A 13,150-nucleotide genomic window follows, 5' to 3' on the forward strand; every position below is an offset into this window, starting at 1 on the left:
CCCAGGGCTTGGCCAAGGGGCGGTGAGGCTTGCCTCGGTCGCGGAATGCCGGCTCAGGTGGCTTGCCCACAGCTGAGAGGTCGTCTTGGTGGCTGCCGGCTGGTCTTGCGCCTTCGGTGCCTCCAGGATTGGTAGGCCAGGCCGGCGGGCCGGTGAGGCGCTACGCGGGTGGTGCCGGATCGTCGCCCACCCGGCCACGTCCTGCGGTACGCCGAACCCCCTGTCGAGGTTGCCGCGGAAGCCCGTGGCACGCGCGTGTCCCGCGGCTCGGCGCCGGCGAACTGGCGGGCGTCTTCGCCGCCCCCGGCCTGACGGCCCGGAGGCGGCTGAACGCGCTGATTGCTCGCACGAGGCCTCTGGTGGAGCCGGTTCTGATGGTCGAAGACAGCGACGCTGCCGCTCGCCGACGCGAGGCGAAATCCCCTGGGCTTTGCTGCCGGTACCGCCCGTCGCTGTTCCAACCCGATCATGTCAGACCAATGAACACCAAGCGGAAGAACATGAGTTGAAGATCTGCACGACCTCCGCACCGATGCGTGCGCCGCACTTATGATCACCGACGGCAGCTGCGGCAGGCAGCTGTTTCAAGGGGAGGAACCCAACAGAATGAGTGACCGAAGAACGTCGCAGAGCCGTGCGGCGGGCGGGTGGCCGAGACCTGGAGCGCTGCCCCGCATAGCCCTGGCGATAGCCGGTGTGATGGCAGCCGAGGCGGCTCTGGTCGTCGCTACGACGGGCCAGGCAGTCGCCTTGTCGTCTCACCAGACGTCCGTGCCCGCTGCCGAGCAGACCCGCTATCCGACGCAGGCTGCGGATCTGGCGTCGGCTCAGGTCGCGGCCCGGCTGTCGGGCAAGCGGGTGGAGGCGCTGTCGGAGCGCACGGAGTCGTCGACGACGTGGGCGAACCCGAACGGCAGTGTGACGCTTGATGCGGCGTCGGGTCCGATCCGATTCCGCGACGAGGCCACCGACGAGTGGCGGGACATCGACGTCGACCTGACGAAGACGGACCAGGGGGCGGCGGCGCGGTCGCATCCGCTGGGTCTGAAGCTGGCGGGGAAGACCCCGACGGCGCGGGCGGCGAAGGTGAAGGCGTCGGGTGCGGCGGGCGAGGCGAAGACCTCGGCAGTGCCGCTGGTGACGCTGCAGGCCGGCGACGACAAGGCGATGACGCTGTCGTGGCGGGGCGTTCTGCCGGAGCCGTCGGTGTCAGGCACCACGGCACGCTACGCAGACGTCCTGACGGCGACCGACCTGATCATCGAGTCGACCCGTACCGGGTTCGAGCAGTTCCTGGAGCTGAAGAACCGTTCCGCCGTCGAGGCGAACGGTTCGGTCACGCTGACGCTGGACGCCAAGGGCGTCAAAGCGCGGGCCAACGCGGACCGTTCGGTCACGTTCCTCGAGGCGAAGTCGGGCAAGCAGGTCGGCATCCTGCCCGCGCCCATCATGTGGGACGCGACCGTGGACCCCCGGTCCGGCGAGCATACGCGCCGGGCTGATGTCGGACTGAAGGTGACGCAGCGCGGCAGCTCCGTCGACCTGACGCTGACGCCGGACGCGAAGTTCCTCGCCGACCCGGCGACGAAGTACCCCGTCACCGTCGACCCCGCGGTCAACATCGGGTCGAGCTTCGACACCTTCGTCCAGCAGGGCTACGCGACCGACGTGTCGGCCCAGACGGAACTGAAGCTGGGCAACAACGGTTCGAGCCAGGTCGCGCGTTCGTTCCTGGCCTTCCCGATGGCCCAGATCTCCGGCAAGCAGATCCAGAGCGCGAAGCTGAACCTGTGGAACCACCACTCCTGGTCTTGCACGGCCAAGAGCTGGGAGGTGTGGGACACCAGCTCCGCCTCCACCGCCACACGGTGGACCGCACAGCCGAACTGGAACAGGAAGTGGGCCACGTCGACCGCAACGAAGGGCTTCTCGTCCTCGTGCGCGGACGGCTGGGTCAACCAGGACATCACCACCCTGGCCGCCGCCTGGGCCTCCAACGGCAACGGCACCAACACCCTGGGCATCCGGGCCACTGATGAGAGCGACCCGTACGGCTGGAAGCGTTTCAACTCCGGAAACGCGGCCTCCAACACGCCGTACATCTCGGTGACGTACAACACCGTTCCGGGTGTGCCGACGCAGGTGAGCCCGGCGGCGAGCGGGGCGACCAACGACACGACGCCGGCGTTGTCGGCGAAGGCGGTGGACGCCGACGGCAACTCGATGAGCCTCGACATCGAGATCTGGGCCGCGAACGGTACGGCGTGGCTGCAGGCCGCGGCCTCCCCACACCACCCGTCGGGCACAGTGGTGACCTGGTCGCCCCCGAACCCGCTGCCCTCAGGTACCTACAAGTGGCGATCCCGGTCCTATGACGGCGCCGCGCACAGCGCGTTCTCCGCTTTCCGGACCCTGACGATCGACACCACCGTCCCCGCGACGACGACGGTGTCCTCCGGTGTCTTCCCGGCGAACACCTGGTCGGGGACGCCGGACGCGGACGGCAATTTCTCCGGCTCGTTCACCCTCACCCCGCCCACCAGCGACGTGAAGACGGTGGAGTACAAGCTGGACTCCGGCGCCTGGACGCCGGCCGTCACGACGGGAGCGGCGGTCACCAGAACGCTGTCGTTCCCCGCGGGCAAGCACACCGTGACCGCCCGCACCGTCGACCCGGCGGGCAATGCCTCGGCGGAGACCTCGTACGTGTTCTACGCGGGTTCGGGTGCGGCGCTGCTCACCCCCGGCCAGGGGCAGCGCCCGGCGAGGCGCGTGGGTCTGGCGGCGGAGGGGCTCACGTCCTACACGGGTGTGACGTACCAGTACCGCCGTGGTGAGACCGACAGCTGGAAGGACGTGCCGGTCGCCGACGTCCGGCAGGGCTCGAGCACGGTCTCGGGCTGGCCCGTGCCGGTCACCGGAGGCAAGCCCGCCGGTCTGACGTGGAACATCACGGACACGCTGGCCGAGGACGGCCCGATCGAGGTCCGTGCCTCCTTCACCGACGGCACCGCCTCGGCGTTCTCCCCGGCGAACGAGATCACCGTGGACCGCAACGCGGGTACGGCTCCCTCGGAGGAGGCCGGGCCGGGTGCCGTGAACCTGCTGACCGGTGACTACACGCTGTCCGAGAGCGATGCGTCACTGTTCGGCCTGTCGGTCTCCCGTACGGCGTCCTCGCGGCGCGCGGACGCGGGGGCGAAGCAGGACGGTCAGGCTCCGATCTTCGGTCCGCAGTGGATCTCCGGCACCGTCGCGGAGATCACCCAGTCCGACTGGTCCCATCTGCGGACGACCTCGGCGACCTCCGTCGCCCTGGTCGGCGTCGACGGTGAGGAGCTCGGCTTCACCGCCACCACGACCGGTGGCTGGAACCCGGAGCCGGGCGCCGAGGACCTGACGCTCACCGGTTCGCTGACCGGCTCGTTCACGCTGAAGGACACCGAGGGCACGCTCACCGTCTTCACCAAGCCGGACCCCGACTCCACCTCGTGGCAGGTCGCCTCCAGCGCCGTGGACGGCCTGGCCCAGTCGACGACCACCGTCGTCTCCGAGACCGTGACGGCGGCGGACGGCAAGAAGCTGGCCCGCCCGAAGCGGATCGTCGCACCCACCTCGGCCGCCTCGGCCACCACGTGCACGGCGACGCCGTCCACGAAGGGCTGCCGCGCGCTGGAGTTCGTCTACGCCACCGCCACCACCGCGACGAGCTCGGCCTTCGGCGATGTCACGGGTCAGGTCAAGGAGATCCGCGCCTGGTCCACCGAGCCCGGTGCGGCCGAGGCGACGTCCAAGCCGGTGCAGAACTATCTGTACGACGGCTCAGGGCGACTGCGCGAGACCTGGAACCCGCAGATCGGCTACGACGTCCGGACCGCCTATGGCTACGACGCGGCGGGCCGGGTCACCGGCCTGACCCCGCCCGGCGAGCTGCCGTGGGGGTTCACCTACGGTAAGGCGGGCAACTCCGCCACCGCGGGTGACGGCATGCTCCTGAAGGCCAACCGTTCCGGTCTGCAGCAGGGCACCAAGGACGTCGAGTCCGGCACCGCGTCGACGAGCATCGTCTACGACGTGCCGCTGACCGGCACCGACGCCCCGTACAAGATGGGCGCCACGGACGTGCAGGCGTGGGGGCAGAGCGACATTCCCACCGACGCCACAGCGGTGTTCCCCCCGGACGCGGTCCCTGCCGCGCACGGGGGCGCCGGCCTGTCTGCCGCGGACTACCGCCGCGCGTGGGTCACCTACACCAACGCCTCCGGGCGCCAGGTGAATCTGGCCACGCCGGGCGGGAACATCACGACGGCCGAGTACGACCGGTTCGGCAACACGGTGCGTGAGCTGACCGCCGGCAACCGGGCTCTCGCCTTGGGCCTTACGGCGGCCGACCAGGCGACTCTGACCGACCTCGGCATCATCGGCCTGTCCACCCAGGACCGCGCCGACCTGCTCTCCATGAAGTCCGTCTACGACTCCAACGGCATCCGCGAGGTGGAGAAGTCCGGCCCGCTGCGGCGCATCACGCTGACCGGCACGGGCGCGTCCGCGGTGGCGCGCACCTGGATGGCCAACGAGTACGACGCGGGACGGCCCACCGACGGCACCGCGAAGGTCGAGCACCAGGTCACCAAGGTCACGGTCGGAGCCCGTGTGCTCGGTACCACCACGCTCACCGACGCACGGGTGGTGCAGACGGTCTACGACTGGGTCAAGGGCCTGCCGGTCAAGACGGTCAAGGACCCGGCCGGTCTCGCGATCACGGAGACCACCGAGTACGACGACCGGGGCCGCGTCACCAAGCAGCTGCTTCCCGGTGCCACCGGCACCGACTCCGCGACCCGCGTGACCACCTACTGGTCCGCGACCGGCACCGGTACCTGCCAGGGACGCCCGGAGTGGGCGGACCAGCCCTGCTCCACCGGCGCGGCCGGTGCGATCACCGGCGGCGGTACGAACCCGACCGGCCTTCCGGTCACCACCACCGAGTACGACTGGTGGGGCAACCCGGCCAAGGTCACGGAGACCGCCAACGGCGTCACCCGCACCACCACGACCACCTACGACAACTCGGGCCGTCCGGTGAAGAACGTCATGACCGGCGGGCTCGGACAGGCGGTTCCGGAGTCGACGACCGAGTACGACCCGGCCACCGGCCAGGCCGTGAAGATGGTCTCACCGACGGGCGGGACGATCACGAAGGAGTTCGACAAGCTCGGCCGCCGCACCTCGTACACCGACGCCGACGGCGGCGTGACCCGGACCGAGTACGACCTGCTGAACCGCCCGGTCAAGACCACCGACTCGGCCCCGTCCAGCGTCACCTACACCTACGACACCGCCCTTGAACCGCGTGGCATGCTGACGTCCACCACGGACTCGGTCGCCGGCGCCTTCGCCGCCACGTACGACGCCGACGGCTCCGTCGCCACCGAGAAACTCCCCGGCGGATACACGCTCAAGATCAACACGGACAGCATCGGCGCCCCACGCTCTCGCGTCTACACCCGTGACAGCGACGGCCAGGTCGTCTACTCCGACACCGTCGAGGAGTCCGTCCACAGCCAGGTCACCGAACACGCCGGCTGGTCCTCGCAGAACTACACCTACGACAACACCGGCCGCCTGACCGCTGTCGCCGACACCAGCGGTGACGTCTGCACGAAGCGGACCTACGGCTTCGACCAGCGCACCAACCGCACCTCCCTGACCACTGCGGCAGGCGCCGCGGGCGCTGCCTGCCCCATCACCGGAGGAACCACCACCACCCACACCTACGACAGCGCCGACCGCCTCATCGCCGGCGGCTACGTCTACGACGTCTTCGGCCGCACCACCGCCCTGCCCGGCAGCCAGATCGGCTACTACGCCAACGACCTGGTCCACCAGCAGACCGCCAACGGCCAGCGCCAGACCTGGAACCTCGACGCCAACCAGCGCCTGCGCTCCTGGACCGTCGAAGAGAACACCGACGGCACCTGGGCCCGGACCGCGTCCAAGGTCAACCACTACGACAGCGACGGCGACAACCCCCGCTGGATCACCGAAGACGCCGGCACGGGCGTCATCAGCCGCAACGTCGACTCCGCCGGCGGCGGTTTCGCAGCCATCACCGGCATCAGTGGCGGCACCGTTCTCCAACTCACCACCATCCACGGAAGCATTGCCCTCCAGCTCCCGCTGGACCCGGCCGACGCCCCTCTGGTCCTGGACAGTGACGAGTACGGCAACCCCCGCACCGGCCAGCCCGCCGTCCGCTACAGCTGGCTCGGCGGCAAACAGCGCTCCGCCGAAACCCTCAGTGGGCTGACGCTGATGGGCGTACGTCTCTACGACTCCACCACCGGACGGTTCCTGTCCAAGGACCGTATGTACGGCGGAAACGCCAACGCGTACGACTACTGCTTCGGGGAGCCGATCAACTGCACCGACCTGAGCGGAATGTGGTCGTACAGCACCTGGAGCCGATGGTGGTCCCCGTACAAGCACCTGTGGCTCTACCTCAACAGCCGTGAGACCTCACGACTTTCCACGGGTGCAGGAGCTGCAACCGGGTTCTTCTCCGCCATCCTGCCCGCATTCTCGGGATGGATGAAGGTGGCGCTCGAAATCTTCCGGGCGTACTCCTTCTATCTCTTCTACGTGGCCAGGACTGCGCGATGGAAGGGTAAGTGCGTTGGGCTCTACACCTACGTCATCACCGGCTGGTGGTGGGCCTCGGCACCTACCGCCTGGCACCGGAGGTGCTGACCCGGGTGCGCGCGTGATCCCGGCCCCGTCCTCGTCCGGAAGCCCAAGAGGACGGGCTAGGATCCTGCTCGATCAAGCGTGACGGGCCATAACCTGCGTTTCTGTGAAGGGTCACCAGCTGACTGGTGACCCTTCATTGCATTCTGCCGAGCGAGTCCGCCGGGGAGAGCCGCCCAGCCGCAGACGCGGCGCGCGTCCGGGTGCTCGACCCGTAACGGCGGCGCTCCACCGGGCCGCTGCTCCATGAAGGCAGCTGCACGCGACGGGGAATCCGGTGGAGTAGCCGGGCGGGAGTGCCGATCGGCCCGTGGCCCGAAGTGAAGCAGGTGGAATGGGCGGATACCCGCTACAAGGAAGGGCAGCACCGCATGGCTGAGGTCCACCGTGGCGTAACGCAGTCGCATCGTCGCCGTCGATTCCCACCAGGTCCGCACGCAGAGCACTTCAGGCGCCGCGGTCTCCAGCGTCACCGGCACCTCGAGAACCGCACCGGACAGGTCAACCGCATGCCCGGATACGACCGGCCCGAACCACGACAGCACGAGGGTTTCGGGTAGCGGGGTTGCGCAGGGAGTGAAGGAGCGAGGCGAGGAGTGGTTCGGTGAAGTGGGTGCTTCGGCGGTCGATGTCGGCGCCGGGCACCAGGCTGGCCGGGTAGGTGTCGCGGTCGGCGTCAGTCAGCCGGGGCGCCGGGAGGCTTGACTCCGGCCGCATGACGCAGTGCCATGAGCATGGATGGACAGGGGGCGGGATGAGCGACAAGGAACGCGACACCGAGAGCCAGGGCGACGTTTCCCCACGGGGCCCGAGTTCCCCAGATTTCCCAGACAGATTCTGGACCGTGCTGCTCGCGCTGATCGTGCTGGGGCTGTTCCTGTACGGCCTCACGCGGGGCGAGGGCGGCGGAGGGCACCCCGACGGGTACACCGGTTGGCATTGAGTAGATAGGCGCGGGTTCCGGCCAATCAGTGGCTGTGGGTACCCCACACCGGGCCCCGGCAGGCCCGCGCGGAAGCCTTCCCTTCTCCCATGAACCACCAAGAACGCCGGCGGCGTGCCATGGCAGTACGTCCTCAAGGGCACCGACTGGTCGTGCCCGCCCCGAGGACTGGCTGCCGTCGCCCGAAGAAGAACGAGCTCGCCGCCTCCATACGATCGTCAACAACAAGATCAAGGCCAACCGGCAAGAGCTACTCGGCGCATGGGAACTCACCCAGTCGCTCCCCACCGACAAGACCGGCAGCCCCAAGCGCCCGCTTCTTCAACAGGGGTGGATCCCCGCGCGATGTCGCCCGCAGAACGCGGTTCCCGGGGGTTCGCCAGGATTTCGATCATGCGAACTACGCGCGTCGACCTGCCGTACAACGTTGACGCCTTCGCGCAGTCTCGGCGAGACTCCTGGCTCATGCAGCCCCCGCGTGACCGCTCGGTCACCCTCGTACAGCGCCGACACGTGGACCTCGTCCGTGTCGCGAGCGCTGTCTGTCGCTGCCGCTGACCGACTGTCTTCCCACTCGCCTCGCACCCCTGAGCTCCTCCGCTCGCGCTGCCCGATGGGCGGTCCCGGAGGCATGCGCTCACGTACTCCTGGAGTCCTGTATGCCCACGCCCCTGTCCCGCCGTGCCCTCGGCGGGGTCGCCGCCGGTGCCGCTGCCGCGGCCGCTCTCGGCGCCACCGCGCCCGCCGTGCAAGCGGCCCCCGCGACCGACACGCAGGAGCGTCCCTTCCGCGCCGCGCATCCGCGCCGCCACTCCCGCCGGCCCAACATCCTCTTCATCCTGGGTGATGACCTCGGCTGGGCGGACCTCTCCTCCTACGGCTCCCCGCACATCCGCACGCCCCACCTGGACCGCCTCGCCCGCGGAGGCGTCCGCTTCACCGACGCCTACTCCGGCTCGGCGACGTGCTCGCCCACCCGTTTCAGCCTCTACACCGGCCGCTACCCGGGCCGTACGAAGGGCGGGCTCGCCGAGCCGATCGCGGACAAGTCCGTAGGCCTGGAACCCACCCACCCCACGCTCGCCTCGCTGCTCCGGGACTCCGGCTACGCCACCGCCCTCATCGGCAAGTGGCATTGCGGCTATCTGCCCGACTACTCCCCGACCCGCTCCGGCTGGGACGAATTCTTCGGCAACTTCGGCGGCGCGCTGGAGTACTACTCCAAGCTCGGCCTCGGCGGCGAGTACGACCTCTACGAGGGCGACGCCGAGTACAAGGACCTGCGCTACTACACCCGGATTCTCACCGAGCGGGCGAGCGAGTACGTCAGCCGGGACCACGACAAGCCCTGGTTGCTCAACCTCAACTTCACCACCCCGCACTGGCCCTGGATAGCCGACGGCGACAAGGAGGCGAGCGACGAGATCGTCCGCCGCATCAAGTCCGGCGACCGCTCCGCCCTCTGGCACCAGGACGGCGGCTCCGTCGAGAAGTACAAGGACATGGTCGAGGACCTCGACCGCTCGATCGGTCAGGTCCTCAAGGCGCTCAAGCGATCCGGCCAGGAGCAGGACACGCTCGTCTTCTTCGCGAGCGACAACGGCGGCGAGCGCTTCTCCTACAACTGGCCGCTCGCCGGTAACAAGGGCTCCCTCCAGGAGGGCGGCATCCGCGTCCCCTCGATCCTGCGCTGGCCCGCCCGGATCGACGGCGGCCAGGTCAGCGACCTGCCCGTGTTCACCCCCGACTGGACGGCGACGCTCCTCGACCTGGCCGGCGCCCGCCCCCGCCCCGCGTACCCGCTCGACGGCACCAGCCTCGCCGGGCACCTGCTGCGCGGCGCCGAGGTACCCGAGCGCGACCTGTTCTGGCGGGTCCGGGGCGAGCGGGCGCTGCGCCGCGGCGACTGGAAGTACTACCGGGGCAAGACCGGTCGCGACCAGCTCTTCCGCCTGTCCGAGGACTCCCGCGAGCAGGCGGACCGGGCCCCCTTCGAACAGGCACGCCTCGCCGAGCTTCGGACCGCTTGGGAGCGGATCGACGCGGGTCTGCTCCGCTACTGAGCAGTGGTCTGGTCATGGGGGTCCCGTGGGTGACGTAGTGTTGTGTCCACCGACGCGGGGTGGAGCAGCTCGGTAGCTCGCTGGGCTCATAACCCAGAGGTCGCAGGTTCAAATCCTGTCCCCGCTACTGAATGACGTGAGGCCTGAATCCTGTGGATTCGGGCCTCACGCTTGTTGTTACCGGCGAGCCCGCCGCGTCGTCCCCCGGCGTCGCGCGGCCCGAGTGACGCTTCAGTGGAAGGCGGCGGCGTTCTCCGAAGCCCACTGCCGGAACGGCCGGGCCGGGCCGGGGTTCCGGTGATCTGTGAATCCGTGTCACGCACCGTCAGCAGCTCGTCGTTGACGTCTCCGCCCGTGACGTCGAGCACCGCGTCCGCGGCCTCCTCCCCGAAGACCGCGGCCATCAGTGCGAGGGCCTCCTGGCTGCTGATCTCGGCGAAGGACACGTCCCGACCCAGTGCTTCCGCGATTGCCTCGGTCTGCTGCCGAGCGGTTACCGACTCCGGGCCGGTCAGGGCACTCGTCGATTGTCCCTTGCTCCTTACGGACAGAAGCTGACCGCAAGTCTTCCTACGGTCATTCCATGACGCAGACACACGCACAGACGCATACGCCTACGCAGGGGCGGAACGAAACGGGGGACGGGTTCCAGGCCCAGAGGGTTCTTGTCACCGGAGCCACCGGCACCGTCGGCCGTCAGGTCGTCGCCGCACTCCTCGACCGTGGTCATCAGGTCCGCGCTCTCACGCGGGACGCGTCCCGCGCCGGTCTTCCGGTCGGTGTCGAGGTCGTCCAGGGTGATCTGACCGAACCCGAGGGTCTGGCCCAGGCACTGGAGGGAGTGACCGGCCTTCACCTCATCACTTTCGCGGGGCCCTACTTCGCCCCTCTGGAGACAGGCCCGCGGATCCTGGAGCTGGCCCGTGCGGCTGGGGTACGCCGGGTCACTGTGCTGCACGGCGGCGGACCGTCCCTGCTGGAGGCCTCCGTGCGGGCCGAAGAATCGTTGGCCTGGACCGTGCTCATGCCCGTCGAGTTCATGGCCAACGCCCTGGAATGGGCGGCCGGGATCTCGGCCCGGGGCGAGGTGTGCGAGCCGTTCGTCTCGCGGCTCAGCGCCATGGTCCACGAGGGGGACATCGGCGCGGTCGCCGCGGTCGCTCTGACCGAGGAGGGCCACGGGGGTCGCGAGTACGTGATCACCGGTCCCGAACTGCTGACTGTCGGCGGCAAGGTGGCGGCGATCGCCGCTGCCCGGGGCCGGGAGGTTTCCTTGGTCGAACTGACGGGGGAGGAGGCTGTTGCCCGGTGGCGGGCGGAGGGTCACCCGGAGGACGTGATCGGCTTTCTGCTCGAGGCGTACGGGAACACCCCGGAGGTCGGCCGAACGGTCGTCGACACGGTGGAGAAGGTCACAGGGCGACCGGCCCGCACCTTCTCCGAGTGGGCCGCGGAGCACGCGGCAGTCTTCGCGGGATCAGCCCCGGTGTAGAAGGGGAGCGGGCAGCGGGTGTCCCGTTCGTCCTCCGGACACACCTCGCACCGAGCCCTAAACGGCATCCTGCATGCCGTTCGGAGCCAAGCCCGCGTCGGTCGGTCGCCCACCGTGCCCCAGCCGCCACAATCAACGATCGGTGAGGTGGATTCTGCACATCCCAGGAGGCGATCGTGGTGCCCTCTCGGCGCGGACTTGTGAAGGGAGCCGCCGCCGGTGGTCTCCTCCTCGGATTCCCCGGGGTCACCGTCCGGTACGAGGCCGTCGCGGCGCCGCCCTCCAACCCCCTCATCGACCCGGTCGCCGACGCCTGCACCCGACTCGCCGACCACGGCTGGCGCACCCTGCTCCGTACCGTGACCTGACCCAGGGCGCCGTCGACATCGCGGCCTCGGACCTGGCCGCCGAGCTGGCCGAACCCGTCCCCCACCTGGACCGCTCGCTGCCGGCTTCGAGGACTTCTCGCCAACCCTGCCCGCCCGTGGCACCCAACCGGGTAACCAGAGCGCTGGTACGGGGGCGGGCAGCGCGACGGGGGTGCGGTCGAGCGCGCGGTGCGTCCAAGCTCACATCCGTCCTCGCCGACTGCCCCGAATTGGATGCCCTCGCCGGGCTCGTCGGTACGTTCGGGAGACTTTCACTCAGCTCCAGGGGCGACCAGCTCCGGCAGCGGAGCAACGCGGTCCGCGCCGACAACCTGCCCAGCCTCCACGCGTTCGTCAACGGCCTCGAACGGGATCTCGCCGCCGTCCCCCGGCCTGACACTGCCACGGAGCTCGGGCGTCGTCGAAGACCGCTCCGGAGTCCGACCTACGCATCGGCAAGGGCCTGGATGTCGTCTTCCCGGGCGGGAGGCGACATCCAGGCCCCGGTCTTCACGCCCCGGCGCTCCCGCTGACCCGCTCGACGGGGATCCACAGCTGGGAGTCCGTCTCCGTGCCGATCTCCACCGGCTGGGTGAGCAGCAGCTCAGGACCCGGCCGACTTGCGTACGGGTTCGAGGGGAACCACTGCGTGAACACGTCTCGCCACAGCTCCTGGAGGGCGCTCGGATATGGCCCGTGGTTGTCGAAAACCGCCCACGTCCCGGCCGCCACGTCGAGGGCGTCGAGATTTTCCGCGGCCGTCTCGGGGCCGGTGGCTACTCCGATCCAGTAGTCCACCTCGGCGCCTTCCTCCCGGCTGTCCGTCAGGTGCATCACTGCCGACAGGACCCCGCTCGGCTCCCCGTCGGCCAGCTCCTTCATCCGTACGATCGCCTGTCCGTCCAGGCTCTCCACATGCGCCGCGGCCGCCGTGTTGACCCCTTCGTGCACGAGAGGGACCCGCGCCTTCTTGCCAACGACCCGAAACGCTTCCTTCTCGACGATGCGATACCGCATGGTCGTACTCCCTTCGACGATGACGCGGAAGGACATGCGCGGCTGCGCCGTGAGCGTCGCACCCGTGCGCCGGGCCTCGCCCGGCCCGATGCCGTGCACCGACCGGAACGCCCGGGCGAACGCCTCGCCCGAGCCGTATCCGTACCGCACGGCCACGTCGAGCAGCGTCCGCTCCCCGCCCAGCACCTCGGCCCCGGCAAGTGTCATGCGCCGGCGCCGTATGTACACGGAGAGCGGCATCCCGGCGAGCGCCGAGAACAGACGCCGGAAGTGGTACTCCGACGTCATCGCGATCCGGGCGACCTCGGCGACGTCGACCTCACGGCCGGCCTCCGCCTCAAGGCAGCGCTCGATGTGGTCGAGCGCCTGGTTGAGCTCCTCCAGCACGGGGGCGTGTCCTTCCTTCTGATGTCTTCACCGTAGGAATCATCACCCTCCCAGGACCCGATGATCCGTGCCCGGAACGATCGGGTCACCGCCTGCGTCACGCCCGGGGGCGACAGGCTCGTGTCGGGCTTGC

The 13,150-nt window shown here is 69.4% G+C and carries 7 protein-coding genes, 1 tRNA gene and 1 pseudogene; 7 read left to right on the top strand and 2 right to left on the bottom strand.

Features of this window, described 5'->3' with window-relative positions:
• Nucleotides 1-699: 699 nt before the first annotated feature.
• The 5 genes from ACIBG6_RS04995 to ACIBG6_RS05015 all read left to right on the top strand — a co-directional run bounded on the left by ACIBG6_RS04995 (nt 700) and on the right by ACIBG6_RS05015 (nt 9,880).
• On the top strand, nt 700-6,750 hold the full coding sequence (locus tag ACIBG6_RS04995; RefSeq protein WP_399221192.1) for a DNRLRE domain-containing protein: 6,051 nt from the start codon (nt 700-702) through the stop codon (nt 6,748-6,750).
• A 751-nt stretch (nt 6,751-7,501) separates the two neighbouring features.
• The gene (locus ACIBG6_RS05000) at nt 7,502-7,690 is read left to right on the top strand and encodes a hypothetical protein (protein WP_399221089.1); all 189 of its coding nucleotides are present in this window, start codon (nt 7,502-7,504) and stop codon (nt 7,688-7,690) included.
• Nucleotides 7,691-8,155: 465 nt separating this feature from the next.
• Entirely contained in the window at nt 8,156-8,248 is a 93-nt protein-coding gene (locus ACIBG6_RS05005; RefSeq protein WP_351823287.1) for a putative leader peptide, read from the top strand.
• A gap of 101 nt (nt 8,249-8,349) precedes the next feature.
• Nucleotides 8,350-9,753, top strand: coding sequence for a sulfatase (locus tag ACIBG6_RS05010; protein ID WP_399221090.1), 1,404 nt, complete (start codon nt 8,350-8,352; stop codon nt 9,751-9,753).
• A 53-nt stretch (nt 9,754-9,806) separates the two neighbouring features.
• Nucleotides 9,807-9,880, top strand: a tRNA-Met gene (locus ACIBG6_RS05015).
• Nucleotides 9,881-9,984: 104 nt separating this feature from the next.
• On the opposite strand, the pseudogene ACIBG6_RS05020 reads toward ACIBG6_RS05015, so the two are convergent.
• Nucleotides 9,985-10,277, bottom strand: a pseudogene (locus ACIBG6_RS05020) (capsule biosynthesis protein CapD); the annotation flags it as partial.
• A gap of 59 nt (nt 10,278-10,336) precedes the next feature.
• Between ACIBG6_RS05020 and ACIBG6_RS05025 the strand changes: the two are divergent.
• Nucleotides 10,337-11,245, top strand: a complete 909-nt coding sequence (locus ACIBG6_RS05025) for an NAD(P)H-binding protein (RefSeq protein ID WP_399221091.1) — start codon at nt 10,337-10,339, stop codon at nt 11,243-11,245.
• 176 nt (nt 11,246-11,421) lie between these two features.
• Nucleotides 11,422-11,613, top strand: coding sequence for a twin-arginine translocation signal domain-containing protein (locus tag ACIBG6_RS05030; RefSeq protein WP_399221092.1), 192 nt, complete (start codon nt 11,422-11,424; stop codon nt 11,611-11,613).
• 510 nt (nt 11,614-12,123) lie between these two features.
• Here ACIBG6_RS05030 and ACIBG6_RS05035 read toward each other — a convergent pair.
• Nucleotides 12,124-13,017: a GyrI-like domain-containing protein gene (locus ACIBG6_RS05035; RefSeq protein ID WP_399221093.1), complete on the bottom strand. Its 894-nt coding sequence runs from the start codon at nt 13,015-13,017 to the stop codon at nt 12,124-12,126.
• Nucleotides 13,018-13,150 lie beyond the last annotated feature (133 nt).

It is taken from the genome of Streptomyces sp. NPDC050842 (genome assembly GCF_044456565.1).
GTDB lineage: Bacteria > Actinomycetota > Actinomycetes > Streptomycetales > Streptomycetaceae > Streptomyces.